The sequence below is a fragment of the Pseudomonas cyclaminis genome, assembly GCF_015163715.1.
In the GTDB taxonomy this organism is placed as follows: Bacteria; Pseudomonadota; Gammaproteobacteria; order Pseudomonadales; family Pseudomonadaceae; genus Aquipseudomonas; species Aquipseudomonas cyclaminis.
Window position 1 is genome coordinate 1 of the sequence record NZ_JADDUM010000041.1, and the last position, 26,282, is coordinate 26,282.

Annotated in this window: 30 protein-coding genes and 1 pseudogene; 8 read left to right on the plus strand and 23 right to left on the minus strand. The window is 59.5% G+C overall.

Annotation, left to right across the window (positions count from 1 at the left end; translation table 11 throughout):
* From IQK56_RS07085 to IQK56_RS07095, 3 genes are all read left to right on the plus strand, one after another.
* The coding region (locus IQK56_RS07085; RefSeq protein WP_246500169.1) for a hypothetical protein at positions 1-681 on the plus strand (681 nt) is incomplete at its 5' end.
* A gap of 172 nt (positions 682-853) precedes the next feature.
* The gene (locus tag IQK56_RS07090; RefSeq protein ID WP_122305344.1) at positions 854-1,093 is read left to right on the plus strand and encodes a hypothetical protein; all 240 of its coding nucleotides are present in this window, start codon (positions 854-856) and stop codon (positions 1,091-1,093) included.
* A gap of 155 nt (positions 1,094-1,248) precedes the next feature.
* A complete protein-coding gene (locus IQK56_RS07095) occupies positions 1,249-2,160 on the plus strand; it encodes a hypothetical protein (protein ID WP_246500170.1) in 912 nt (303 codons plus the stop codon).
* Positions 2,161-2,216: 56 nt separating this feature from the next.
* On the opposite strand, the gene IQK56_RS07100 is transcribed toward IQK56_RS07095, so the two are convergent.
* Positions 2,217-3,368 (minus strand): MFS transporter, encoded by a 1,152-nt coding sequence (locus IQK56_RS07100; protein WP_099584862.1) that lies wholly within the window; start codon positions 3,366-3,368, stop codon positions 2,217-2,219.
* Between the two features lie 174 nt (positions 3,369-3,542).
* Here IQK56_RS07100 and IQK56_RS07105 point away from each other — a divergent pair, with 174 nt between their 5' ends.
* The 5 genes from IQK56_RS07105 (at position 3,543) to IQK56_RS07125 (ending at position 10,617) form a co-directional block, all read left to right on the plus strand.
* Positions 3,543-4,529 carry a diaminopimelate epimerase gene (locus tag IQK56_RS07105; RefSeq protein ID WP_193863674.1) on the plus strand — a complete coding sequence of 329 codons (987 nt, stop codon included), beginning with the start codon at positions 3,543-3,545 and terminating at the stop codon, positions 4,527-4,529.
* 303 nt (positions 4,530-4,832) lie between these two features.
* Complete coding sequence (locus IQK56_RS07110; protein ID WP_193863673.1) at positions 4,833-6,851, plus strand: type VI secretion system Vgr family protein; 2,019 nt, start codon at positions 4,833-4,835, stop codon at positions 6,849-6,851.
* Positions 6,851-7,687 carry a DUF4123 domain-containing protein gene (locus IQK56_RS07115; RefSeq protein ID WP_193863672.1) on the plus strand — a complete coding sequence of 279 codons (837 nt, stop codon included), beginning with the start codon at positions 6,851-6,853 and terminating at the stop codon, positions 7,685-7,687. Before IQK56_RS07110 ends, IQK56_RS07115 begins: the two co-directional genes overlap by 1 nt.
* Complete coding sequence (locus tag IQK56_RS07120; protein ID WP_193863671.1) at positions 7,680-8,462, plus strand: hypothetical protein; 783 nt, start codon at positions 7,680-7,682, stop codon at positions 8,460-8,462. Before IQK56_RS07115 ends, IQK56_RS07120 begins: the two co-directional genes overlap by 8 nt.
* Positions 8,463-8,466: 4 nt before the next feature.
* Positions 8,467-10,617, plus strand: a complete 2,151-nt coding sequence (locus tag IQK56_RS07125) for a lipase family protein (protein WP_193863670.1) — start codon at positions 8,467-8,469, stop codon at positions 10,615-10,617.
* Positions 10,618-10,626: 9 nt separating this feature from the next.
* Here the strand turns inward: IQK56_RS07125 and codA are convergent, their stop codons facing one another.
* The 22 genes and pseudogenes from codA to IQK56_RS07230 form a co-directional block, all read right to left on the minus strand.
* On the minus strand, positions 10,627-11,862 hold the full coding sequence (gene codA, locus IQK56_RS07130; RefSeq protein ID WP_150677300.1) for a cytosine deaminase: 1,236 nt from the start codon (positions 11,860-11,862) through the stop codon (positions 10,627-10,629).
* A gap of 27 nt (positions 11,863-11,889) precedes the next feature.
* Entirely contained in the window at positions 11,890-13,095 is a 1,206-nt protein-coding gene (locus IQK56_RS07135; protein ID WP_193863669.1) for a PucR family transcriptional regulator, read from the minus strand.
* Entirely contained in the window at positions 13,092-14,360 is a 1,269-nt protein-coding gene (gene codB / locus IQK56_RS07140) for a cytosine permease (RefSeq protein WP_122305323.1), read from the minus strand. The genes IQK56_RS07135 and codB overlap by 4 nt, the downstream gene beginning before the upstream one ends.
* Before the next feature lie 268 nt (positions 14,361-14,628).
* Complete coding sequence (gene queD / locus IQK56_RS07145; protein ID WP_017736453.1) at positions 14,629-14,985, minus strand: 6-carboxytetrahydropterin synthase QueD; 357 nt, start codon at positions 14,983-14,985, stop codon at positions 14,629-14,631.
* Positions 14,986-15,048: 63 nt separating this feature from the next.
* On the minus strand, positions 15,049-15,261 hold the full coding sequence (locus tag IQK56_RS07150) for a helix-turn-helix transcriptional regulator (protein ID WP_106804585.1): 213 nt from the start codon (positions 15,259-15,261) through the stop codon (positions 15,049-15,051).
* A 115-nt stretch (positions 15,262-15,376) separates the two neighbouring features.
* Entirely contained in the window at positions 15,377-15,835 is a 459-nt protein-coding gene (locus IQK56_RS07155) for a hypothetical protein (protein WP_193863668.1), read from the minus strand.
* Between the two features lie 49 nt (positions 15,836-15,884).
* Positions 15,885-16,337: a hypothetical protein gene (locus IQK56_RS07160; protein WP_193863667.1), complete on the minus strand. Its 453-nt coding sequence runs from the start codon at positions 16,335-16,337 to the stop codon at positions 15,885-15,887.
* Between the two features lie 80 nt (positions 16,338-16,417).
* Positions 16,418-16,852, minus strand: coding sequence for a hypothetical protein (locus IQK56_RS07165; protein WP_193863666.1), 435 nt, complete (start codon positions 16,850-16,852; stop codon positions 16,418-16,420).
* A gap of 191 nt (positions 16,853-17,043) precedes the next feature.
* Positions 17,044-17,523 (minus strand): HNH endonuclease, encoded by a 480-nt coding sequence (locus tag IQK56_RS07170; RefSeq protein WP_193863665.1) that lies wholly within the window; start codon positions 17,521-17,523, stop codon positions 17,044-17,046.
* A gap of 43 nt (positions 17,524-17,566) precedes the next feature.
* Positions 17,567-17,827, minus strand: a complete 261-nt coding sequence (locus tag IQK56_RS07175; RefSeq protein WP_193863664.1) for a hypothetical protein — start codon at positions 17,825-17,827, stop codon at positions 17,567-17,569.
* Between the two features lie 161 nt (positions 17,828-17,988).
* On the minus strand, positions 17,989-18,222 hold the full coding sequence (locus tag IQK56_RS07180) for a hypothetical protein (protein ID WP_193863663.1): 234 nt from the start codon (positions 18,220-18,222) through the stop codon (positions 17,989-17,991).
* Positions 18,223-18,270: 48 nt separating this feature from the next.
* Positions 18,271-19,134 (minus strand): adenine nucleotide alpha hydrolase family protein, encoded by an 864-nt coding sequence (locus IQK56_RS07185; protein WP_193863662.1) that lies wholly within the window; start codon positions 19,132-19,134, stop codon positions 18,271-18,273.
* Between the two features lie 58 nt (positions 19,135-19,192).
* Positions 19,193-20,284, minus strand: coding sequence for an RNA-directed DNA polymerase (locus tag IQK56_RS07190; RefSeq protein WP_193901614.1), 1,092 nt, complete (start codon positions 20,282-20,284; stop codon positions 19,193-19,195).
* Positions 20,285-20,565: 281 nt separating this feature from the next.
* Positions 20,566-20,922 (minus strand): four helix bundle protein, encoded by a 357-nt coding sequence (locus tag IQK56_RS07195; protein WP_032903920.1) that lies wholly within the window; start codon positions 20,920-20,922, stop codon positions 20,566-20,568.
* Positions 20,923-20,981: 59 nt separating this feature from the next.
* Complete coding sequence (locus IQK56_RS07200; RefSeq protein ID WP_193862342.1) at positions 20,982-21,596, minus strand: Lcl C-terminal domain-containing protein; 615 nt, start codon at positions 21,594-21,596, stop codon at positions 20,982-20,984.
* 79 nt (positions 21,597-21,675) lie between these two features.
* Entirely contained in the window at positions 21,676-22,269 is a 594-nt protein-coding gene (locus tag IQK56_RS07205) for an Lcl C-terminal domain-containing protein (RefSeq protein WP_193862343.1), read from the minus strand.
* Between the two features lie 51 nt (positions 22,270-22,320).
* The gene (locus tag IQK56_RS07210) at positions 22,321-22,632 is read right to left on the minus strand and encodes a hypothetical protein (RefSeq protein WP_193862344.1); all 312 of its coding nucleotides are present in this window, start codon (positions 22,630-22,632) and stop codon (positions 22,321-22,323) included.
* Between the two features lie 69 nt (positions 22,633-22,701).
* Positions 22,702-23,172 carry a hypothetical protein gene (locus IQK56_RS07215; RefSeq protein WP_193862345.1) on the minus strand — a complete coding sequence of 157 codons (471 nt, stop codon included), beginning with the start codon at positions 23,170-23,172 and terminating at the stop codon, positions 22,702-22,704.
* Positions 23,169-23,410 (minus strand): annotated as a pseudogene (locus tag IQK56_RS31075) (hypothetical protein). Before IQK56_RS31075 ends, IQK56_RS07215 begins: the two are co-directional and overlap by 4 nt.
* 2 nt (positions 23,411-23,412) lie before the next feature.
* Complete coding sequence (locus IQK56_RS07220; protein WP_193862346.1) at positions 23,413-24,075, minus strand: YqaJ viral recombinase family protein; 663 nt, start codon at positions 24,073-24,075, stop codon at positions 23,413-23,415.
* A complete protein-coding gene (locus IQK56_RS07225) occupies positions 24,075-25,040 on the minus strand; it encodes a RecT family recombinase (protein ID WP_193862347.1) in 966 nt (321 codons plus the stop codon). Before IQK56_RS07225 ends, IQK56_RS07220 begins: the two co-directional genes overlap by 1 nt.
* Before the next feature lie 53 nt (positions 25,041-25,093).
* Entirely contained in the window at positions 25,094-26,254 is a 1,161-nt protein-coding gene (locus tag IQK56_RS07230) for a coiled-coil domain-containing protein (RefSeq protein WP_246500171.1), read from the minus strand.
* Between the last annotated feature and the right edge of the window lie 28 nt (positions 26,255-26,282).

A 26,282-nucleotide genomic window follows, 5' to 3' on the forward strand; every position in this document is an offset into this window, starting at 1 on the left:
CTGCCTGAGGGTGTACGACCCAATCCGGGCCCGCCGCCGCGTCCGCTGCCTGAGGGTGTACGGCCCAATCCGGGCCCGCCGCCGCGTCCGAATCCCTCTTTGCCGGATCCTCATTACTCCAAGCGAAGTGGAGAGCAACTGGCCGAGCAGTTATTGAAAAATTATACGGCCTTCCGGGGGCCGTGGCCGTCGCGCGAGGTCACGACCCAAAGCGTGCACGATATGGCGGCTCGCCCATTAACCGGTTATCCGCACATTGACAGCAATATTCGCCTGGCAAGAGAGATGGTGCGCCGTCCGGAACTGATGCAGGCCTTGGATCGAAATGGTCGCACGGGTGGATTGGATAACCGCTTGTCCAGGGATGACATCAGCAGCTATGTGCGCTCCGATAACCCCTTGAAACTCGCTACCGACAAAGAAATGGTCTCGAACGTGCTCAGGCATTTTGATGCGTTGAAGGGTGGGTTCTGGAACGGTTCAATAAAGCTCAGTACGTTCGAAAGGCTCGCGTCGAAACCTTTGACCGGTGATCCGCGTAGTGATCATCTTATCCAATTGTCCAGGGAGGTCATGGCGCGTTCGGACTTGGGGGGGCTGATGGACAATATTTTCGGACCGCTGCGTGACGGAAAGGCGACGCGATCTGAATTGCTCAGGCTGCTGAACCTGCTGGGTTAGATCTTCCGGCGGCCTGGTGCCGCGCAGCACGGCGCACCAGGCGGTCAAACGCTCATGCAAGAATTGCACGTCCAATCATGAACACATCATCTACACAGCGCCGCGGCTTAGAAAACGACCTCCGCCATTGGCTATCGGCGGGCGCCTTTATCTACCGGATAAGGTCTTGACCATGAACTCGACATCCTTTGAACCCCGTCACGCCCAGTACAACGCTGCGACGCTGGTCATGCCTGTCGCAGGCGAGCCACCGCGGGTCAATCTCACGTCGTTTCCTAAGAAGAGCTTCCAGGCACCTACCGCCGAGGATTTCGACAAGGGCGCTCGAACGGTGGTTGAAGAACGAGCCCCCAGTTTGCTGTGTTCACTATTCCCGAATATCTGGAGCAAGTTCAAGCTGCCCAGGTTTTAAGTACGCAGGGTCTATGCGAGTCGGTCCCTGGGCGGGCGAATGGTTACAGTTAGTCGAATTTTGCTCGGTCTTTCGGAGGAACCACTGATGCATGAACGCCACTCAGCCTGTGTCGGTGCTTAGGCGGTGGAGTCAACATTTAGTGGAGAAGAACCATGAGTGGCAGGATTGATAATTTATTACCTACAGTACAGCAAGCCGCTAATGCGCTACCCGGAGGCGGGGGGCATGCTCGAGCTCCGGTTGATATGCGTGCGACGGGCAAGGCACTTTCCGTTGCACAGCCTTATTTCGTACAATTCCCCAACGGGTCCGCCCAGCATTTTGACGGTCAGAACATGTACGGCGGCATGTCGAAAGTCGGGAACCCTTACGTCAGTTCGGACGACCACCTGCTGGCAACCGCCTTGAGTAACAATCTGCAGTTGCCAGTACTGGATCAATTCAAGGAAGACGGGCACCTGACCCAGCAATCGATGCAGAAGATCGCGAGCGAGGACCCGGGCACCAGCGCCGTTCCCGAGCGTGTCATCATGCTGTTTCGGGAGACCGTCAACCGCCCGCGCTTGAACCAGGCGGTTCTTGGAAAGGATCGACACCTCACCGCTGAAAGCCTGTCCACGGCCGCTGGTTCATTGGTTGGCAATACCAACCCCAATACACAGAGCGCAGATCCGTACCATGCGAAAACCGATCTGCAACTGGTCCAGGCATTCAGGGCCATGTTTGATGACATACGCGATACATCGGAAGACTACAGTTTCTTTTTTGAGAAGCACCGCTATGTAAAGAAAGACACGATTCTCGAGATGAGCAAGGACCCTGACGAAACGGATAAAAACGGTCAGACCGTGCGGGATCCGGCGACCGGGTTCCCGAAGAAAAAATACAGCGAGAACCAGGTGTATATCACCAAGAATTTGGTTGAGCGAGGCCTGCTCGACTCTCTGGACAGCAACAAGGCGAACGGCACCAGTATTTTTGGCAGCCATAACCATGACGGCTGGATCAAGAACTACAGCGTTGACCGCTGGATGGAAAACGAGAAAAAAGAAAAGGGTCTCTGAACGCGCTTTCTGAAGGAGCTTCTTGAGCGACTCAAGAAGCTCATGCTCTATTTCATTTATACCCGCAGTATTTTTCCGCTGATTGCCACGGCTACCAGCAATCCACCGATCAACAGGAAGGCGCTTGCCAGGCTGCTGCCGTGAGCAATGAAGCCGATCATGGCAGGCCCGGCCAGAATACCGGCATACCCCAGCGTGGTAATGGCGGGTACGGCGATATGCTCCGGCATGAGGGTCTGCTTGCCGACGGCGGTGTAGAGCACCGGGACGATATTTGAACAGCCGGCCCCCACCAATGCGTAACCCAGCAACGCCATCTCCCAGGCAGGCGACAGGGTGGCGAGAAACACCCCGGCGGCTGCCAGGGAACCCCCCGCCACAATCACCCGGGTAGCGCCCAGGCGCCGTACGATGGCATCGCCAGTCAGGCGTCCCGCGGTCATGGTCAAGGCGAAAGCGGCATAACCCAGGCCGGCGTAGGCCTCATCCAACCCGCGCTCGGCGCTGAGGAACACCGCGCTCCAGTCGAGTACCGCCCCCTCGGCCAGAAAAACGATAAAGCACAGGCAGCCGATAAACAGCACCACGCCGTGGGGAATCGCAAACGCCGGGCCCGAACTTTCACTGCCGTAGGGCAGCAAGTGCGGCGCGGCCTTGAGCAGCGCCACCGCCATGATGACGATCACCACCAGCGTCGCTTGCAGAGGCGACAGGCCCAACCCCAATAACCCGGCAACCCCCGCAGCCCCAACGATGCCGCCCAGGCTGAACAGACCATGAAAGCCCGACATCATGGTTTTGCCACTGGCGCGCTCAACAATGACGGCTTGCAGGTTCACCGTGGAGTCCACCGTGCCCAGGCCCGCGCCAAACAGGAACAGCCCGGCGATCAGCAACGGAATCGAGCTGACCGTGGCGAGTATCGGCAACGCCAGGCAGATCATGACCGTGCCGGCGCTCAGTACACGTCGGCAACCGTAGCGCGATGCCAACGCCCCCGCAGCCGGCATCGCGATGATCGACCCCACCCCCAGGCATAACAACAGCAGACCCAGCGTGCCATCACTCAACGCCGCGCGTGCCTTGGCATAGGGCACCAGCGGCGCCCAGGCAGCAATGCCGAAGCCGGCAATAAAAAAAGCGATACGGGTCGACATTTGTTCCAGTCGCCCGGGAACCACGGGCGCTGAGGTGGGGATGGCAGTCATGAAGAATCCTTGGTTTAGCGTTCAACGAACGATGTCCGGCGCGACATCCTTGCACATCAGGCCCTGGGGATCGAGCCGGGTTCCCACAAATGCGCTGTTGTGTATTACGCTGCTGGCCCAGTGTGTAGGCAACCGAACGGACTCACCGATGAAGATATTCAGGCAGGCAGCGCCATGACCCGGTTCTATGATGCACGGGGCAATATTTATGGCGTAGTCAGCCCGGCGGTGTTACGCAGCCGGGGTATCGAGCTGCCCGATAGCGCCGCGCAGGCCGCGGGTGCTCGCGAGCATTGGGCACCCCTGGCGATAACGTCGGAGTGCGACTGGGGTTCGACGCCGCGCCCAGCCAATGCGAAAGCCCACCGATGCGATGGCTTGCTGGTTGGCCCGTTCCAGGCCGAGCCGCCGTTTGACCTGTTGATCGTCAACACCGACGGCTCGCTGGCCGAACGCAGTGGCAACGGGTTGACGATTTTTGCCCAGGCACTCACAGACCAGGGCCTGATGACCCAGACCTGTGAATTGCGCGTGCATCATGACAAGCCAGATGCGGAGTCGCCGGTAGCAACGCGGGTCGAGCCGGCCGTCTATAAGCACCGGCAGGGCTTCTGGCTGGCATTGGGTTTACCCGGTTTCGGGCCGTCGGCGGTGGGCGCGCACGGCGTCGAGCAGGCGTTGCTCGGCGGCACTGAACTGAGCCACGTGACAGCGTTGGCGGCGATTGACTCGCAGTGGGCGCACAGCCAGTTTGTGCGTGTGGGCAATCCCCATTGCGTGACGTTGGTCGAGCACGTTTCGGCCTTGCCGGACAACCTGCTGATGCAGCGACCCGCGCTGTTCGAACCGCTGCAGGCGATAGCCTTTGCGCCCCCGGCAGGCAGTGGTCGGCCCTGTTTGGCCGGGGTCAATTTGCAATGGGCGGCCAGGCAGTCCGGCAATCGGATTATTGCCCGGGTGTTCGAACGGGGAGAGGGCCCCACGGCGTCCTCCGGGACCAGCGCCAGTGCTGTGGCATGTGCGGCATGGCGAGCGGGTTGGGTCGAAGGCGGTGAAGTGGCGGTGGTGATGCCTGGTGGCACTGCGCCAGTGCGTTTGCAGACGCAGGATCAGACGCTGCTGAGCGTCAGTCTTTTTGGGACTGCATCGCCTCAGGCATAAAACTGTTTGAACGGTTGAACCCCGGAGTGGTTATCAGCCGTTTCGCTATCTACTAGTTATTTATCTGCAAGTTGTTGTAGGGCATTTCTTGTTTTAATTAAGTGGTCCATGGCCTCGATTCGTTGTTTCTTAAACGACACTTCCCGCTTTGCTGTACGAAACTTCTTTTTTACTTTAATAGGGCCGATTTCCTTACTGGGATCGCTAAGCTTTACGGCGTTCAGGCGCTTTTTATCGGCATTTATTCAGTGTTCAGCCGGAAAAAGAATTCAGATTGGCAATAACATTGGCGGGTAACAAAGGATGGTTGACGCGTTTGTTTCGTCACGTTTCAATTTGATATTTCCCTGCATGAATACAGACTTCCAGGTACTTGAATTCAAAGGCCAGGAGTTTCTCGACCAACCGTATTTCATCCAGATAAAGGGCGTCAGTGAAAACCCCGACCTTGACCTGGAGGCACTGCTTCATCAACCCGCCTACCTGGCTTTCGGTGAGGCCAACGAAGGCCTGCACGGGCAGGTTTACGCGATCGGCCGGCAGGAGCCGGGTCGAAGACTCACCTGCTACCACCTGACGCTGGCACCGCGTCTGGCTTACCTTGCCCACCGGCGCGACCAGCGGATTTTCCAGCAGCGCAGCGTTCCCCAGATCATCGCCACGGTCCTTGAACAACACGGCATTTTGGCCGACAGCCATGCCTTTGAGCTGGGCCCGGTGGTGTACCCGCCGCGCGCGTTCTGTGTGCAATACGCGGAAACCGATCTGCAGTTCCTCCAGCGCCTGTGCGAAGAGGAGGGCATTCATTACCACTTCCGCCACAGCGCCGACGCGCATGTGATGGTGTTTGGCGATGACCAGACTGTGTTTCGCCGCTTGCCCGCGCAGCGTTATTCCCCAGCAGGCGGACCGGAGGCTGAAACGCGGGTTATCCAGCGTTTCGATGTGCGGCTTCGTACCCGCAGTGGGCAAACGGTGCGGCGTGATCATGATTTCGAGCATCCGTCCCTGCGCCTGCAGGCCGCCGCCGGTTCCACAGCAGAACAATCCCTTGAAGACTACCGCTATCCCGCCGGGTTCAGTGGCCATGAACGGGGTTTGCGTCTGGCTCGCAGAGGCTTGGAACGCCATCAGCGCGACCGTTTTCGTGCGTTGGGCAAAAGCGACCAACCGGCGCTGTGCAGTGGGCACTTTCTTGAATTGCGTGACCATCCAGATCCGCTTTGCAACGATTTATGGTTGATCACGTCGGTCCGTCACGAGGGCTATCAGCCGCAGGTGCTGGAGGAGGCAGTCGGTGAGGTGGATACCTTGCGCGGCTATCGCAACCGCTTCACGGCGACACCGTGGCGGGCGACGCATCGACCGCCCCTCAAACACCCCAAGCCGACCATCAACGGTACCCAGACCGCAACGGTGACCGGGCCTGCCGGTGAGGAGGTGCATTGCGATGCGTACGGCCGGGTGAAAGTGCGGTTTCACTGGGACCGGCTGGACAAGACCGACGACAAAAGCAGTTGTTGGGTGCGGGTGGCGTCCGGTTGGGCCGGTGACGGGTTTGGCACCACGCTGCTCCCTCGGGTGGGCATGGAAGTACTGGTGACCTTCCTGGAAGGTGACCCGGACCAGCCGTTGGTCCACGGTTGCCTGCCCAATGCGTTGCACCTGCCGACCTATCCCTTGCCGCAACACAAGACCCGCAGTGTCTTGCGCAGCCGCAGTACCCTGGGCGGCGGCGGTTCCAACGAGTTGCACCTTGAAGACCGTCGTGGCGAGGAACTCATTTACGTGCGCGCTCAACGGGATCTTGAGCAGCAGGTGGGGCATGACGCTCACTTGGAAGTCGCGGGTGAGCGGCGGGAAATCATTCGGGGATTAAGCACGGTTCACCTGGAAAGCGAAGAGCATCGTCACGTCACGGGTGATCGCAAGGTCGTACTTAAAGCCAGCGATCACCTGGACGTGCAGGGCGATAGCCAGACGTATGTCGGGCAAACCCTCGTGATTGAAGCCGGGCAGCAGGTGCATCTCAAGGCCGGTGCCAGCCTGGTGATCGACGCAGGTGCACACCTGAGCTTCAAAGCCGGAGGAGAGCACCTGGTTATCCAGGCGGGCGGCATTTTCAGCAGTCGGCCCATCACCTTGGGAGGCACTCCGTCCGCCATCCGCTCGGCGAAGTTTGCGTCGGTTGTCGAGCGCCCGAAAGTCTCCGTTGTCCAGGGCGCCATCATGCACTTGGCCAGGCAATTGGGCGCGGACTTCTGTCCGGTGTGCGAACGCTGCCGAGAAGGGCTGTGCGATGTCAGTGAGAGGGCGGCCTGATGGACACTCTTCCAAGCCAATGGATGAGCCAACAACTGCAAGCGGGGCGCAGGCTGTGCTTGATACTTGAAGGCGATAACGCAGCCCGCCAGCCGATGTTGGCAGCGCGGGGTTTACCCGAGTATTGCAGCCTCTATGCACAAACCCCGCTGGCGGAAATCGCCACGGCGGGCCCCTTGATCCTGTTGCTGGATCAGGTCAGCGAGCCTGCGCTGCTGGATCTTCTTCAAAAGCCCGAGACGAATTGGGGCTGGTTGGGCAGTTTGCCAACCGTGGACCTGATGGGGGTGACGCAACATTGGCGCGACCGGCTGCTGGTCGGGCCGCAAGGTAACCAGGCGCTGTACCGCTTTCACGACAATCGTACGCTGGCGCGGGCGCTGAACCAGCTGAGTAGTGAGCAGTTGCCAGCATTCCTTGGTCCGCTGATCAGTGTGTGCTACTGGCACGAAGGCCGTTGGCACTGCGGGGACAACCCTGTACCCGGTGATTACCCGGTGCCCGATCCAGCGTCCTGGCTGAACATACCCAACCCAAATGCCCACGCCATTTTGCACGCCAATATCTTGCGTTATCTGCTGGCTGAGCACAGTGAAAGCCTGGCGGCGCTGGTCGAATTCCAAGACCCCAGAGTCTGGCTGACCCAGGTGCTGGAACAAGCTCGCGCTTGGCAATGGCGCAAGCCTGAACAACTTGAGTTTCTGGTGGTGCGACGGTTGGAAGAGGCCACTCGCCTCAGCGTGATTCGTTGGCAGCCAACCGGTGGAGAAACCCCCGAAGATCATTTCCAACGGGTGTTGCAGCAGTGGCACCGGATGGAGAAAGCAGATGACTAGACGCATCTTGGGGGTGTTGCTTGCGCTGGGAATGGCGGGGCTTTCGGGCTGTGCGGCAAAGCCGGTTGATAGCTTTACGCTGCAGGTGGATTTACCGCCGCAATTTGAACTTAAAACAGCTGCCAATTACGGGCCCGCGACGGGTGAGACCTGCACGTTGCCACGGCGCCGAGGCAAGCGGCCGGAGCGGAAGGTCTTTTTTACAGACTACAAACCTGCGGCCAGTCGGGTGAGTTATCAACTGCCGCTGAATGAAACAGTCGACGGGTGCCCGCTGGTGTTGCGTGACGTGGAGTTTGATTTTTATGCGAAGTGGGGGGCACGGGATGCGGATGTTGGGGGGGATATTGGGGGTATTTCGATCGTTGATCGCCTTGATGCGCACCGGATGCCTGAGTCCGGTGTGCAGGAACTGCCGGGTCAATGTCAGTGGTGGTTTCGCACGGTAGGTCCTCTTCATGGGATCAGGAAGATTCTGCAATGCCGCTCACTGGACGCGGCGGGTCAACGGCAAAAATCGCGAGCAGGTGGCGTTGCACTGCGCGATGAGCTGCGGGGAAAGACGCTCAGGGTGGTGCTGACTTTAACGGAGGAGGAACAGCCGGCTTTTGACGATAGATGGATAGCTGTTCCAGGCGGGTGGAGGCGTTGTAGAGGTAAAAGTTTCGACGACCTGCACGCGTATTGCGGCACTAACACCCAAGACTTCAAGCCCATAAAAATGCCGGATGGGCGCATATGTGATGTCTATCCAACGTGCAGTGTAAAGGAGTGAAATCATGGTGCAGGACGCATGGAAGCGAGCTTTTTTCAGTGACAGGATGCCTGCGTGCTCGTTGCGAGGGACATGGGTAAGCTTTTGCTTAGTGGATGAAACAGGTAATGGAAAGCCCTATGGCGGTCTCCCATTTACTGTCTACGACAGTGCCGGGACCCAGTACGACGGACGACTCAATAGCGAGGGATTCGCCAAGCTGGAGGGCCTTTATTGTGGGCCCGCAGTTCTAAGCTTAGATAGTCAATACAGCGGACAAGAGGAGCCTTATCGCGAGCTGATGACGCGCAAAGTCTACCAACTGCCTATCTCGGAGCTTCAAATTCGCGCTGAACAAACGGTTTTTTCAAACTCCAACGGTGAGCGAGTCGAGATTGATTTTGCACGGCAGAACATGGAGGGCTTTTATCAAGTTGAAGTGAGTGACCTGGTTCGTCATGTCGCTCATCTACCCCCTGTGGCACCTTCAGCCTATCGTCCGCAACCTCACGCCCTGAAAATGATGGCAGACCTCGCCTTCGGCCCAGCCCAGCCCAACTTGTGCGGGGTGGTGCTGTTCCCCGACAACCACACCGTTCTCGAAGTGCGCCCGCTTCGAGCCTTGCGGCCGATGCTCTCCACCCAAGACAGTTTCTGTGCCTTGAACCTGTATCAGTTGGCATTGTTTGCATCACTGAGTTATTGCGACTTCGGTCAGGCGCCGCCGGAGAAACCCCAGGACGAAGTGCGTTTTCCGCTGGACCCCAGTGTCGGAAATCTATTTGCCGAACAGCTTGCAGGGCATCAGGAAGCGTGGCGAGTGGATCCCGAGCAAACGCAGCGTTTCTATCCACTCTACGAGGAAGTCCCGTACTCCAGGCGTTTCGAAATCCTGCCCTTCGACCCTGCGTTGTACTCACAGAATCGCCCGGAATTGGGCTATCAACAGGAGCACCCCGCGCGCTTGCATTTCTTCGATGACGAAAAAGGCGGCACTGATACCCAAGCGTTCATCACTCACCACGATGAGGTCATCCTGATAGCGGTGCGTGGCACTGCCAGTGCCGCAGACGGATTGCGCGATGCCAACGCCCACCAGGTGCATTTCGCGGAGGGGGTTGGCAAAGCGCACGATGGCTTCTATCAGGCGTACCGGGCGGTACGTAATTTCGTGTTGCGCTACCTCGATCAGTTTCACACCGGCCAGCGCATTGTGATTTGTGGCCACAGCCTGGGCGGCGCGATTGCGTTGCTTCTGGCGGAAGGCTTACGACGAATTCCCGATGCAAACTACAACATCCTGCTCTATACCTACGGCGCGCCCCGTGCCGCCGACTCCGCGTTCACCGCTGGCGCTTCCACGCTGGTCCACCACCGTATCGTCAACCACAACGACCCCGTCCCCAGCGTCCCGGCGCCCTGGATGAACACCACCGCGAAACTCTGGATTCCCGGTGCCGTCACGCTGTTCAGCGCGCCCACGGCGGGTGGCCTATTGTTCGCCGCCGGTCTGGTACGCATCGGTGGCAACCCGTACCAACATCACGGCGAGCAGCAACACTTCATGCCGATCATGCTCCCCGATGGCACGCACTCTTCGGTACTCTGGAAACCCGGCTGTGAGTCCATCGAAGAGGCAGGCCGCAATCGGGCGTTGCAAGTGCAGGGTGATATGCCCGACCGCGAAGGTTTGATCAGACAGTTGGTGCAACACAAACAGCACTTCATGACGGCCAGCTACATACCTGCCGCCTGGGCGACGTTGCGGCGCTGGCAACAGGCGGTGGACAGCAACGGCCCTTTGGTCACCCAGCGCGAGTTCGCCCTGCTCGACCATGCCCTGGCGACCATGCGCAAACAACTGCAAGACAAGCGGCGTGAACTGACGCGACATCGCCCGGCCAACGACCGGACCTATGAATATCACGAGCCCTTGAACGCCGAGATCGAACGCCTGAACAACACTCGCGAACGCTTGCAAACCCTGCGCTGGCGGCGTCTTGAGGCCCGCGATATCTACGGAAGCCATGCCCAATCCGTTACGTTGCAACCCAGCCTGAAGCGCTGGTTCCGTCATCGTGAAAATCAGGCACGGCCTCAGATCGCCAGTATCCCTCCCGCCACGCAGAGCGAGTTGGGGAGGGCGCAACTGCTGGATATCGACTCAATCCAGTGACCTGCTCGCTTACACAAACTCTACCTGTGCCGGCTGACGCTTCATCAACACCTTGCCGTTACGAATCGAGTACAGCGGCAGCCCTTGGCTGCGGATCATTTCGTAGTCGCTGTCCGCTGAAAGGATCAACAGGTTGGCCGGGCGTCCAGGCTCCAGTCCGTAGCGATCACCCAGGGCCATGGCCTTGGCGCTGTTGTCGGTCACCAAATCGAGGGCGCTTTGCAGGTTGCGGTAGCCGAGCATGTGGCAGATGTGCAAACCGGCTTCCAGCACCCGCAGGATGTTGCCGTTGCCGAGCGGGTACCAGGGATCAACGATGGAGTCCTGGCCGAAGCACACGTTCATGCCGGCTTCCAGCAGTTCGTTGACCCGCGTGACGCCTCGGCGTTTCGGGAAGCTGTCGAAGCGGCCTTGCAGATGGATACTTTCGGTCGGGCATGAGACGAAGCTGATACCGGAGTGCCCCAGCAGGCGAAAGAGCTTGGCGCAGTAGGCATTGTCATAGGAACCCATGGCCGTGGTGTGGCTGGCGGTGACGCGGGCACCCATGTCGCGGCTGCGGGCTTCTTCGGCCAGCACTTCGAGGAAGCGCGAATGGGGGTCGTCGGTTTCGTCGCAATGCACGTCCACCAGGCAACCCGTGCGTTCGGCCAGGTCCATCAGGAACTTCACCGAACTCACGCCTTGGTCGCGGGTGTATTCAAAGTGGGGGATGCCGCCGATCACGTCGGCGCCTAGACGGATGGCTTCTTCCATCAGCTCGCGGCCATTGCGGTAGGACTCGATGCCCTCCTGGGGAAAGGCGACGATTTGCAGGTCGATCAGGTGCGTGCTTTCTTCGCGCACTTGCAGCATGGCCTTGAGCGCCGTGAGGTCGGGGTCGGTGACGTCGACATGGGTGCGTACGTGCTGGATGCCGTGGGCGGCGAGGGCCTGGATGGTTTTCTTGGCGCGGGTCCTGGTGTCTTCCTCGGTGATGGTGGCTTTGCGTTCCCCCCAGCACTCGATGCCTTCGAACAGCGTGCCGCTCATGTTCCAGCGGGGTTCGCCGGCGGTAAGGGTGGCGTCAAGGTGGATATGGGGTTCGACGAAGGGCGGGATCACCAGGTTGGCAGCGGCATCCAGGTCACCGGCCGTCAGCACGGGCGGCGCCGCCTGTGGGGTGATGCTGGCGATCCGGCCATTTTCCAGGTGCAGATCATGCAGGCCTTCACGGTCGCGCAGGCGGGCGTTGATGATGTGCATGGGCAAGTTCCTCTTGGCTAAAAACAATCAGGCAGACAGCCGCCAGATCATCAGGGCGATACCGATGTCCAGGCGGTCATATGAATTATCCAGCGTCAGCCCGCACAGGGCTTCGATGCGTTGGATGCGGTGGGTCAGGGTATTGCGGTGGACGGCCAGCCGCTGGGCGGCGGCCATCAGATTACCATTCTCGTGAAACCAGGCCTCCAGGGTCGGCATCAGGCTGGGGCCATGGTGCAGGTCGTGGCGCAGCAGCGGGCCCAGGCGCTCATTGAGAAATTGGTCGAGCAGGGCGCGGTCACGCACGCCGCTGAGCAACTTGAGCACGCCCAATTCGTCATACACGCACAGCCCTGCGCGCTCGCTGAACCGTCGTGCTGCGGCCAATGCCTGGCGTGCTTCATCCTGCGCCTGGGCCAGGCGCGCAGCGGGATGCGCCGCCGCGCTCAGGCCGATAAACAGCTTGAGCGGCGCCAGGCGCAGGTTCAATGGCTTCAGCCAGTGCGCCAATTGCTGACGGTTTGCCAACGCCGCGACAGCATCCGGTGCCGGTAGCAACAAGGTCCATTGCCCGGCCCGCCCCAGTACCGGCAGCGCCGTCGACAGCTGAAGCAAGCGGCGACGGATTGTGTCGTGCTGCCTGGCCAGTTGCGCTTCCACCCGCGTCGCGTCGTCTTGGGCAAACAGCAACTCGCTGCCTTCCAGTTGCAATTGCACAACCTGCCAGTGACCCTCCAGGGGCATACCCAATTGCACGGCGCGGTGAAGCAGCAACTCCAGGGATTGATAATCACCGGTCAGCATGCGCTCCAGCACGTCATGACGTGAGCGGCCCAACTGCTCGGACTGGATCAGCGCCGAGCCGATGGCCTGAGTCACCAATACCATTTTCAACGAGTAGGGTTGTTCGATCAGCGGCATGCCGGCCGCTTCAGCGGCGTCGAGTAAACGCTGGGGAATCGCCTGGATATAGGCCGGCCCCGTGAGAATCACCAGGCCGGCGACCTGGCGCTGACACGCTTCGTCCAGCAGTTGCAGCAGGTTGGCTTCATCCCGTGGGTGGTTGATGCCGGTGACGAACACCAGTTCGCCGCCCAACACCCAGTCGGCGATTCCGCTGTTCTCCGCCACGTACGGCCACCGCACGCGGTTATCCAGGCTGGCTTTACCGGCGCGCAGGCGCATGGATTCCAGGCCCGGCAGGGCCAGCACGTCGGCGAGGGTCAGGCTCATATAGGGGCGTCAGCCAGGGGCACCCGCACGCGCAGTACGGCGGTCAGTGCGATGTAGCTGAGCGATGCAGCCGCGATCCCCACCAACGGCGCGACCCATGGTGAGTTGAATGCCAGTACGGTGCCCACTGCATACGCCACCAGCCCCGGCCAGTTGAACGCCGGCAGGCGTGCGTCGGCCAGGCGCGGGTAGTGGCCGCGATAGCGGTAGAAGAAGTCAGCCATGATCACGCCACCAATCGGCGGGATCACCGTGCCCAGCAGGATCAGGTACGGCACCAGCATGTCGTACATGCCGAGCAGGGCCAGCAGTGTGCCGATCACCGCGCCGGCCAGGGTGACGGTTTTGCGGCGTTTGGTGCGCAAGAGATTGCAGCCGGCCACGGCGAAGTTATAGATGGTGTTGTCCTGGGTGCTCCAGATATTGAGCAGCAGCATCGCCATCGCCGCCATGGCAAAGCCTTGCAGCAACAGGACTTCCACCACATCGGGTTGCTGATAGACGATCGCGCCATAGGCTCCGATCAACACCATCAGGCCATTGCCGATAAAGAATCCGATCAGGCTGGCCAGCACCGCCACCCTGGCCGAGCGGGAAAACCGCGTCCAGTTGGTGGCCTGGGTTGCGCCGCTGACGAAGGTGCCGAATACCAGAGTGATTGCCGTCGACAAGTCCAGTTCAGCGGTCGGCACCACCGCGAGCAGGCCGTCCCAACCGCCGACTTTCATTGTGGCGACCCACATCGACAGAAACAGCAACAAGCCCATGGCGGGAACCGCGATGTAGGAAAGAATCTCCAGCCCGCGATAGCCCACGTAGGCCGTGGCGCAGAACACCAGGCCGAACAGCACCATCAAGGCCAGCACGCTGCCTTGGCTCAGCTCGAAATATTTACCCAGCACCACGGCCGCCGTGGCTGTTCCCCAGGCGTACCAACCGATCTGGGTGAAGCCGAGGATCAAGTCACTGAGCTTGCTGCCCACTTCGCCAAAGCAGAAGCGCCCCATCAGCACCGAGTTCAAACCACTCTTGAAGGCGATGTAGCCCAAGCCTGCGGCGTAAATACCCAGCAGCAGGTTACCCAACGCCACTACCCCGAGCATGTCAGTGAAACTGAACGCCACCCCCAGCTTGCCCCCGGCAAACATGGTTGCGGTAAAAAACGTAAAGCCCAGCAGCACCATGGCGGTCGATGCCAGGCCCTTGCGCGCATGCATGGGGACTTCGCTTAAGGGGTAATCGTTGCCCGGTTCTTGCTGCGTCATGTGCCTTGCTCCCTGAATGAGTGACGAGGCCTATTGCACCGCGCGTGCCAAATCGCTCGCAGTGACGGGCGCACGGTGGACGTTGTGCACGGTGCACAGTATTTATAGCCAAACAGGGAGGAAACGCAGGAGGGGGTGTTCGTGGTGCCCAATCGGGCACGAAAGCGGTGCAGGAGTGATACAAAATGGATCAGGTAATCAACCTGTGGTGAGGGATCAAGCCCCACGCCACAGGTAAACCGAAAGGGTGGTTTTTTACCGTGAAGGCTTACTCGCCGCGATAGATGCAGCCGCTGGTGCAGGTCTCATGGATGCGGATCGCGCTGAGTTCCGGCAACAGGGGTTTCAGTTCGGTCCAGATCCACTTGGCCAGCACTTCGCTGGTGGGGTTTTCCAGGCCTGGGATGTCATTGAGGTAGTTGTGGTCGAGGCGTTCGTAGAGCGGCTTGAAAATCGCCTTGATCTCCGAGAAGTCGCGAATCCAGCCGGTATGGGGATCCAGGTCGCCGCTCAGGTGGATCGCCACCTTGAACGAATGCCCATGCAGGCGCCCGCATTTGTGGCCATCCGGCACGTGCGGCAGGCGGTGGGCGGACTCGAAGGTAAACTCTTTGAAGATTTCCACGGTGTGACCTGTAGGGCTTGTGTTGCGTGGCTTAGGGGGTATTGTCAGTTTCTGGTGTACTGATCAATGTACTGATTGGTCGTTGCTGGGCGTGATTGAGGTCATCCATTCAGCAATTGCCGACTGGCGCCAGGCGACCGAATTGGGGCCTATTCTAACCTGTTTTGGGAATGTGCCCTCCCTGATCCGCCGATAAACAGTATTGCGGCCCAGGCCGGTAGTGTGAAGCACCTCGTCGAGGCGTAGGAAGCGATCAATATTTTCTGCAGTAGCCATAGGAATACCTCGCCACGCCGTTGCCGGGTGGATTGATTGGGTTGGGTTGTCCTTGCCGCACGGGGCGGCAGAAGGTGGCCCGCCGCTCACCGGCAGGCATGTAGGGGGGTTGGGGTTAGGGTTTTGCTGCTGCTTTTCGCTTTCGGGCAGCGACGACCAGGGCTTTCGACGTGCTGGCCACTCCGCCGGCAACGTCCTCGGGCAAAATCGCCGCCATGCAGTGAGGGCAGAGGGGCGCCATCTTCGTGCTGCGCCAGGCTTCGTCCATCACCTTTGCGGCTCTGCTGCGCATCTGGAAGCTTTCGGCCTCAGCCAGTTCGCGCTGGCGGCGCTTCAGCGAGTTCATGCCGCCGCTGAAAACCCCGACAATGCCAACGAACGCGTCGAAGGGCTCAACCTCGGATTCGCAGTCGCTGCACCAGACGCGCCGCTCTTTCTCGTCGTACACCAGCTTCTTGTGCTGGCAGGAGCTGGTCGGTCTGCGCGTCATGCCGCGGGCAACGCGAAGGTCTTCGATCTGCACTACCTTTACGCCGTACAGATAGTCCTGCGGCTCAATGGGTACGTCGCTCATGGCCTTGACCCCTTGTAGATGAAGACGTAGGCGAACCAGAGCGTGGCGATCATAGTAGGTGTGCTCCTGCTTCGAGCAGGCCGTCCCGGTCTTCGCGCAGGCGGTCGCGCTCAGCCTTGAGCTCAACAACCATGCCCAGCAGCTCATCGCCGTCGGCGTTCATGTCGGCGCCGAGGGCATTGCCAATCGCGCCCATGTCCATGCAGGCGGCAAGAAGCATGCGCTGGTTGCGCTCAAGGTCGGCGATCAGAGTCAGCACTGCTGCAGGGTTAGCGGCCCGGTAGTACGCCTCGGCCGCACCAAACTCATGGCCGATGCCGTAAAATTGGACGCCAATCGCTGCGCCGTCATAATTGCAATAGTCCGCTTCAATCTCTACTTCGCCACTTCCTCCGCAATGCGGGCATTCGATATAGCCATTTCCGGATTTCTCCTCTGCTGTATCGAACTCTTGCGGGGTTGCAGCCTCGGCCAGGCGCTTCAGTTCGTTATAGTCGGGCATGACTTCGTCCTTGCCGCTATAGCGGCTGACTTTGAAGGGGGAGGGGTTACAGGTTTTTCGGGTGGAGTACGGATGTACTCTTATCGGGATTTGGCGGCACGCTTGCGGAAGTCGTAAACCATGCCGCGCAGATCTACGATAGCTTCCTGCAGGTCACTGCGGGTGGAGTCGATATTCTCAAGCAGCTCACCTTCCCCGTCGTCGCCGCCCTCATCTACGGCCAGTAGAGCCAGGCCGTATGCCTGGAACTTCGCCAGCACGTCGTCAGCTGACTTGGCCATGTACTCGGCATGCTCAATGGCATAGGCCTCCGGTGAGCGATCGGCTTTCTCGGCTGCCAGCGGGTTTGGCGAGAAGCGCAAGGCTGACTTGTACGCGGCGTCGAGCGCATCATCCAAATCCCCGCCGGCCTTCCTGGCTTCGTTGAAAGCAATGATCATCTTCGCTCGTACGTCGTAGCAGCGCTCAACCGGCATGCAGGCTACCTGCTCGCCCTGGGGTAGGGCGGCTGGCATCTCACCCTCATCAGCGAGGGTGACATTGGACTGTGGTCGGGCGGCTGGCTTGCAGTCTGGGCAATCCTTGATGCAGGCCACCGGGCCGTTCTCATATGGGGTTCCGTCGGCGTAACAATCAATCTCACCGTCCGAAACATGCCCGGTGCCGTTGCAAATCTTGCACGTAGGTTTATTTATATCTTCCATCTTCATGCCCTCATGAATTCGCCGTGAAGTTCGGCGCGCTTCTGATCGGCCCAGGCTTTAGCCTCTGGGATTGTCTTGAATATCTTCTGGTGATAAACGCCTTCCCGCCCAATCGACACCTTAAAGCTGCCATTCCTGATCTGATGGATGTTCTTCAGGCCGAGCTTGTTATTGCCCTGGGCGGATATATTCATTTTGTTCTGGCTGTAACTGCACTCGCGAAGATTGGCCCAGGCATTGTTCGACTTGTCGGTGTCGCGGTGGTCAATCTGATCAGCCGGCCATGCGCCAGTCACGTAAAGCCATGCAAGCCGATGTGCCAGGTATCTCTTTCCATCCACGCGAATCCAAAGACGGCCATCACAATTGACAGATCCGGCCGGGGTTCCGTCACTGACGCGCTTGAATTCTCCGGTCTGCTCGTTGTATTCGATTACCTGTTTCAGACGTTCGGCCGTTAACTCGGACAGGATTGGTCGCATAGGCCCACCTCACGCGGCAGGCCGTCAATCGTTTGGTTGGTGGTCATGGCTTCAGGCTCCAGTAAATATTGTTCGACCCGTTGCTGTCGGCCACGGCATACCCGAGCTTTTCCATCTTGCGAAGGTCGCGCCGAACTACCGAGCAAGCCTCACGCATATGCAGGCCTACCATGTAGGTAGTGGTTGCTGGAGAGTCGCCCAGGTATCGAGCGATCTTCAGGTACTGCGCCTGCTCGACGGTGGTTATGGACATTGCCTGCCAGTCTTTGGCGATGCGGGTTTCGTTATCCGTCAGAACACTCATAAAGCACCTCAGCAAATCAGTTGTGCCAGTGCCAGCAGGCACCAGCAGTAGGCGGGGAGTTGGGCGCGCATCAGTCACCCCACGCAGAAATTGCCATCAGCAAGACGAATCCGACGATAACGCCCAGGCCAAAACCGGCGAACATTGAGAATCCATCAATTTCAATCATCGCCACCACCCTCTGCTGGCTTGAGTGCGGCATCGATTTTTCCGTCAAGCTGCCAGCCCAGGAACTCGCCACGCGGGTCAAGCACAACGACTTCCCGCAATAACCCCTCCAGCACATCTGCCCGCTCATCCGCGGCGGTCAGGCGCTGTTGCAGCTCTTTCTCCCGAGCCTCGGCGTGTGCCAGTGACTGATAGGCCAGTTTCAATTTTCCAGTTGGTGCGCTCACGGGGAGTCCTTGCCGGGCCATGCCCGGGCGGTGGAGTGGGGGATTAGGTCAATCTCCGCAGAAGCAGTCGATATCTTCGGAGTATCCAAACGCATCCATCTGGCCTTTGTAGTTTTCTGCGTACCAGGCCAGATGGGAGTATTTCGGGCGGTCCATGCGGAACACCTGGTTGAATTTTTCCTCCAGGCCGGACCAGAAGATCACGCGTTCTGGCTCGGCCTGAATGGCCTTGAACAGCTTGTCCTCACCTTTCTTCCAGCACAGGTCGCAGTTGCCGAGGTCCGAATCCATGCCCAGATCAAACTCTTGTTTGTGCCAGAACTCGGCAACGTCTTCCTTTGTGATGCCGGCAGTATATGAAGGGCAGACGCTGTCCCATCGGGCGCCGCCCTTTGCATTGGCAGCCATCATTCGGTGGTAACGTCCAGGCTCATCCTTGCGGATGCCGATCACACAGTCCCACTCGTCGTAACCCAGCGAGCGCATGTGCTTTTCGCCAATCTTGATTTTCAAGTAGGCGGTGCACGCGTTGTTAGAGAAATTGGGCAGCCACATCGGGAGTCCTTTTTCCTGCGCTCGGTACGCGGCAAAGTAGTCCAGCATCATGGTGAAGGGTTCACCGTTGCGGCTTGCGGTTTCGAAGTCCACCAGCTTGTACCAGGGGGCATCATCCGGCTGCCCGTACACCCGGCACCACTCCATCCATGTAACGTGCACATCCCAGCGCTTGGCCATCTGGTCGATGAACTGCAGCGTTTCCTCGCGCTCCTTACCGGTATTCTGGAAGCACAGATGTACATCTTGCGGGAGCACGCCATTGTGGGCTTCGAGGATCTTGTAGACCATGTGCCCGCTGGTGCGACCACCACTGATGCCGATCTGGGCGGGCCCGGTGATCAAATAGGGATTCATAATTACTCCAGACAGCCGATTGGCTCGCCGGCTGGCGTGATTCGTTGATGGGGTTGGGTTATTTTTTCTGGTAGGTCTTCGTCAGCGCCGCGTTGACGCTGTTGCCGCGCTTCAGCACGACGCGGGCGAGTGCTGCTCGATCGCTGTGGCTGTGGCTGGCCTGACTGAGCAGGCCGAAGTAACTGTTGGCCGTCTCGCGCAGATCCTCGGCGGGCGCCGCGGCGGTGCGCTTTAGTGCCTGGGCCAGTGATCGCTTGCGGGTGGTTCGCCGCCACGGCTTGATGACGTGGCCAACGAAGTCGACACCGCGATCCACGGGCTGCAGGATCGTCTTGGTGGGGTTCAGCTTGGCGCCAAGCCTGGGCAGGAATGCTTCGACCTCAGCCAGCCACTGGTTGAGCTGCTGCGGCGACTCATGCAGGAACACGAAGTCATCGACGTACCGGATGTAGTGCTTGGCGCGCAGCGTGTGCTTTGCGAACTGGTCCAGCGCATCGAGGTAGACGTTGGCGAAGAACTGCGACGACAGGTTGCCGATCGGCAGGCCGAGGCGTGCGGGCTGCGCTACCAGGCGCTTATGCTGCGGCACCCGGTTGAACAGGTGCGCCGGGCTGCGGGTCTCGTAATCCTCACGCGGATCGTGCATCAGGATCTGCGTGGTCAGGGCCAACCACCAGGGTTCGGTGATCCTGGCCTCCAGCTGCTTGCGCAGGACCGCCTTGTCGATGGCGACGAAGAAGTTGGCCAGGTCGCACTTGAGATAGAAGATCGGCTTCGACCAATTCTCGCTGGCGCTCCGTATCTTCGACTCAAGCCGGGTGGCGGCGTACAGCGTGCCGCGCCCCGGAATGCATGCGCAACTGTCCGCTATGAAGCTGGCGTAGAAGCGCGGTGCCACATGGTTGTACATGAGGTGGTGGACGACGCGGTCCCGAAAGGCTGCCGCCCATACTTCGCGGGCTTTCGGTCGGGTGACCACGAAACAAATGGATCGGCCTGGGCGGTAATTGCCGCTGACCAGGTCGTCGTGCAACTGGATCAGGTTCCGCTCCAGGTCTATCTCGAAAGCCAGCGCGCTGTCGCTGTTGCGCTTGGTGCGTCGGCAGTCGTAATAGGCCTGGACCAGATCCTGAAACGGGTAGGGGCCCAAAGTCGAATCTGCGGACGGGGCGGACGCGGAGCTCGTTGTTCTTGTCGTTGTTGTTCTGATTGCCATCATCGAAGTTCATGTTGAATGCGTTGTTGGCTGAGCGCTGCGACCTATCGTGCTATCTACGTCGCCGAGCCGAAGGCATAGCCGATCAGCACGGAAACTGCGCGGGACCTGCACGGACGCTTTAGACCGTCGGTATCCCTTGTGCGCATGGCGGTGACCTATCAGGTCAGCGGCACGACCAGATTCAATTCGCACAGACCAGAAAGCCGTAACCTTCAGGTAGCGGGCGCGGTTGGGGTAGAGCGTTTCCAGGCGTTGGCTTGCTTGCCGACGGAGGCTGTCACCTCTATCGCTTTCGCATGCTGTTCGACACTGATGAATCGGCTGTCCTTGAATAGGCGCATCAGGAACTCGACCACTTGAACCCTCTCGACCAACAGGGTCAGGTGTGGCCGCTTGTCCTGGGTTGCGTTTGCACGGGCGATCAGCATCACGACCTCGATGCATTCGTCGATCACTCGCTTGCCCAGCGATTGCTTGAGGTCTCGCGGGATGTTGCGAGTCAGAATGGTTGCCATGTGCAGGAGGCCCATGGCCGCTCGATAGATCGACAGATCGGTGTGCATTCCCATTGCGGTACAGCTCCATAAGCAAAGCAACCGGCCGCACGCGGCCGGATTAAATAATCGAATTAATCAATAAATTCGCTGCGGACGGGGCGGACGCGGAGCTCGAGGAACTTGCCGCCGGTGTCCTGACTGCCATCATCGAAGTACATGCCGAAAGCGTAGTCGGCTGAGCGCTGCGTTGACGACCAGTACGCACGCTGCTGGAATGCCTCGGGCTCGCCGTCGCGGAAGCCTCCGTGAATTGTCTGCGCCGGGTCCTGCTCGCTGTACAGAAGGCCGACAGGCTCGCTGTGTGGGTTGTCCCCACTGCGGCCGTATTGCCAGTTGTCGTCAGTGCCTGGTTTGAAGTGGCGAAACTGAAGCTCTTGCACGTCACGCGCTGGGATCGCCCAGTCGTTGTGACCGCCAATGCTCAGGGCCAGCACCTTGGCTGCCAGCTCACTGCCTGCCGCTGCCATGGCCCGGGTGTTGGCCAGGCTGTTGGTGAAGCTGTCGGCGCCTTCGATCTTCACGCCGTACTCGCCCCACTTGCCGACCAGCTCATGCGCTGCGCCGGCAGTTATGTTCAGGGCGCGCTTGCCGGTTACCGGGTCGCGGGTAATACCGCTGACGAAGCCGCCGCCGTAGGCCTGGCCGATTTCCTGGATGGTTACTGCTGCTTTCTCAACTGCGGACATGATGCTTCCTCTTTTCGAAGGCAACAAAAAAGGCGCTGTGCGCCCTGGTGTGCCGGATCAAGAACGAATGAATGAAGGATTAAATAAAGTATCTGCGGACGGGGCGGACGCGGAGCTCGTTGAGCTTGCCGTAGCTGAACTGATAGCCATCACCGAAGTCCATGCTGAATGCGAGGTAGGCTGAGCGCTGCGAGGATGACCAGTAGGCGCCCTTGGCGATCAAGTCATGAGCCCATGCCTGATAGAGCTGAGCGGCCGCAGGTAGGTCAAAGTCGCTGTGACCGTCAGCGGTATAGTTGCGCGCCGCTTCGGCTGCTGGGTGACCTCCTGCCGCGATCAGCGCATCAGTGTTGGACTTGCCGTCCCACTTGCTCGTAGCTTGCGACTCTTCCTGGTAGCGCCCCCACTTGAATTCACCCAGGTCCTTGTCGCCGAAGATCAGGTAGTGAGCTGGAACATCGCCACGCGCTGGTACGTATCCGCCGTTAATGCCGCCTTGGCCCGGCCATGGCTGGCCTATTACAGGAATGGCCGATGTCGCAATAGGCTGAACGTTCGCCGCCGGCGGCAGCACCTGGGCGAACACACTGGCCATTGCCAGTTGTGCCAAGGCAGAGGCGGGCATCTTGATAGACGCTTCACCGTGCTTCAGGGTGATCATTTCGGGCTTCATGGGTATTCCTCAGGATGGAGCCAAGCCCGGCGCGGGGTTCGGCTTTTTTGGTTATTCGTCGTGACAGATGCGAAGGGTTTCGCGGGCGTAGGCGAGTTGAAGTTTTGCCGACACGTTTTCAGGAATCACGTATTCGTGTCGTGGTGGCGCTAGGAACTGCGCTGATCCTGCTGGGCCCAGGCCGTGCAGGTGGTGAATCATCAAAGTCATGGCCTCACCCTGTTCCTCGATGCCGTGCCAGGCCATCAGGTCAGCTAAGGCTTGGCGGGTTCCGGCCATGGTGTGTAGTCGCAATTCTTCCTCGCCGCGAGTCTTTCGCCTCGCCGCAGTCTTTGCTGATCGTTCTTTCTGCACGGCAGCCATGGCCTACCTCTTCTATTCCGCTGGCCGGCAGTGCGAGCCAGGTTTGACGTTTGCGTTGCTGGATGCGGGCTATGCGGCGCATGAATCGACCTTCACCTGGCTCCAGGCGCCGACGGCTTCGAAGATCCGCGCGGCGTGCGCCTCGTCGAGCGATATCGCTTCGGGAATGGCGATCCAGCCCGAAGCCACCATCTGGCTTTGATTGGCCTCGTCGCGCAGCTTCTTGTAGCAATGCTCGATCACGTCTTCCAGGTGGTCGGAGAGGTAGACACCATTGGGCGCGACCTCCACCGACTTGCTGTAGCGGTCGCCGCGGGCATCGATGCAAAGCGTGCTGAGGTATATCGTCCACCGGTGGGGGATACCGCAAACGGCTTGGCCGATCTTCCCGGGCGCGATGTTCTTCAGCGACTTGTAATTGATCATGCCCTGGCGGCCGCTGGGGTCGATGTTGACCACCGCTACGTAATTGGATGCCAGTAGCGAGCGGCACGACCGGGCGATGCGCGCCTGCAGGTTATGCGTCTTGCGCTTGCTCATAATGCCTCCGCGAGTTTACGCAGCGCGTTACGCTCGGCCCGTGTGATGGGCGGCTTGCGGCGCTTGAGAATGGTTTCGGGATCGATGTTGGTTGAGCGCTTCGGCGGTGGCGGGTTGATCGACGGGCTATTGCCTTGGTAGATCGTCCGCCGGCGGCCAGGAACTGCGCGATGCGCTCCGATATCGAATCGGTGTGCTGACGCTGCTGCTCAACCAGGTTGAGGTGGTTGCTGATCATGATCAGGCTCCTAAACGGTGGGCTTGCGCCCGGGCTTTGTCTGCCACCTCGTCAACCATGCGATTCAGTTCCAGGTTGAACTGGACCAGCTCTTTGTGAAGGTTGGCGATGTAGTCTTCGTCGCGGTAGATCGTCTCGATGTAGAGCTGGCACTCTTCATCCTGGCGAGAATCGAATGACAGAAAGTCCCACCACTTACGGCCCGTCACGAACATGCAACCCTGGACTTGCGGCATGTGTTCCTCGGGCATGCCTTCAAGCCAGGTCCTGACGTGTATCGCTTCGTTGAAAGGGCACTTAGATTCGGTGCCCCCGTCATCGTTGATGAGACCGTCGGGTGAGCAGCCCAACCAGTCGTACTTTGGGTGAACGATGAACTCCGAGGGCAAAACGATGTTGCCGGTCAGCATCTCGTAGGCGTCTTGAGCTTTTTGCTCTTCGGTGTGGCCCCATTTCATGGAGGCGCTACTGACGTTGTGCTTGGACTTCTTTGCCAGCCGCTCAAAGCACAGCTCACGCATGTACGAGGTCCGGGCACCCATAGGCTCGCGCTTGCCGCTTTTGTCAGGCTTTCCCCAGGCCAGCACATCTTTGAAGCGGCTGGCTGTCACGCGTCCAGATCGGTCCGCATGCCACTTCTCCGTGCCTTGAAGCTCAGTTCTCACTATGCGGCCTCCTCTGTGCGGACCTGGTCACCGTTGGCGTTCGTAATGTCGGTGAAGTCAGCGTCGACGGTTGCCGCCATGCTCTTGAGTGCCTCGTGGCATTCCAGGCCGATTGCCGCGCGCTGCTTCGGCTTGAGGCCAGCCCAGGCTGCCGCGTAGGCTTCGATGTCTTGGCGCTTGGCAACGGCCAGCAGATCCGCGAATACTCCGTCGATTTCAGGCGACGGGGATTTCGGGCCGAACGACACGCCTGCAGCTGCGGCGGTGTTTGCGGTCTGCTCGCCGGGCGTAATGTCAATCTCGTTCCCGTATGAGCCTTCAAACTCGTCAGGCGTGTAAACGCCCAGGATCACGTCAGGGCAAAATAGGCGAGCCCACTTTTTGGTGGCGAGGTATGCAATTTGCTGTTTTGGATCGTCAGCCCAGAGCGTGGAATTGCGAGTGCGAGCCTGCGCCATTAGCGTCTCAAGCACTCGCGGCTCATCCTCACCGCGGAAGGTTGCCCAAACTCTGACGCCCAATCCCACTTCGTCGAGCAGGCCCCAGCCGGGCACGCGGTACTCCTTGTTTTCCGCGTTTTTCTTGACGATGAATTTGCCAACGATTTTTTCCCAAGGACCAAACCAGTCGTAGTGAAGGCGATCGATGGTGGGTGCCTTGGATGTGATTACAGCGTTGACCAACTGGGCTTCGTAACTCAGCGCGCCACCCTTAACGATGAACGTTTTCTGGGCTACTGCGAATGGATTCATCTGCCACTGCATGGCCTGCAAGACGATTGCCATACAGTCGGCCCTGTTGCCCCGGAGATGCTCCGGAACCGTTGTTTTTCCGTCAGCCATCATGGTGGCAAGGTCAGTCATCGACCGCATGGTGCCTGGGTCAAGGATGAGCGCGGCCGCGTTGTGCGAAGGGTCGTGAGAGGTCGCAAGGCTGGTTTGTGCTTGGGTGTCTGTATCGGTCATAGCGCTCTCCGTGACCAGCACGATGTGTGTTGGCCGTGAGATGGAAAGAGTGGTTAGAAGCGAATGGCACGAAGCCAGGCGCGAGCAGTTTCGAGGTCGACGTCAAAGCCCAGGGCGACAACCTCGACAATGTCGTCAACTGCCGGCGCGGTCGTAGTCGTATCGTCCTGTTCAGCGCTGGTCGCCTGTGATTTGACTGGTGCGACCTCGGCCTTCGCTTCGATCGAGGCAGGAGCCGTAGCAATGACCGGGGCCGGCGCGGCAGCTTGGGCGCGCAGACGGACCAGCTCTTCCTGGTCGCGCTGATACTGCGCGTCACGTTCTCGCTGCTGGCGCTGTTGCTCTTCCTGCTGTTCACGCTGCTGGCGTTGTTGTGCTTCCATGTCGCGGCGCTGCTGGTCCAGCTCGTCCTGCTGCTTCTTCAACCGCAGACGGTCTTCCTCAGCGCGCTGCTTACGCAGTTCTTCAGCCTCATCGTCGGCTATGCGTTGCTTCTCGCGCAGCTCGTCCAGCTCTTTCTGCTGAGCCAGCAACTTGGCAGCAGCTTCTTCTCGGTCAATGGCAGCCTTGAGTAGCGCTTCCAACTGCTCAATTGCGTTGTCTCGAGCAATGGTGCCTTCGGCTTCAAACTCGCCGTATTCGTCGGGCAGAATTACCGAGTCTTTCACACTCTGAAGAACGCTAGCGACGTCGGCAGCGCTGCGGCTTGCGTATGCGGCAGCGACAGAGCTGAAGCGACTAATCTTGGCCCGGATGGCTTCGATACGCTCAGCCTCGATACGCTCGCGCTCTGCCTTGGCATCAGCAATACGCTTTTCTTCGGCCTTGATCGCTTCATCGACAGGCTCTTCAATTGCTAGCACACGACTCTTGAGCGTTTCACCGAACTCCTTGACTTGATTGACGCGAGCCTGAGCTTCTTTGACCTTTTGCTGATATGGCACCAACGCGGTTTTGGTGGTCTTATCCAGGGCGTAGCGCACATCGCGGATGTCGACGCGAACTTCCTTCGCGCTCGCCAATCCTTCGCTCGTCGAGCAGTCAACAACCAGCTTCGCGTAGGTTGTTTCCAGGCGAACGATTTGTTCTTCGTGCGGCCGATATTCAGCGATGTCGGTAACCGCTGCTGCAGGGGATACAGCCATTTGCGCATCTCCGGTTTCGCTCATTTCGAGCGACTCTTGTGCGGGTGCTTTTTTAGGATTGGTGGACATGACGATCCCTCGCCGCGCCTGGCGCAGC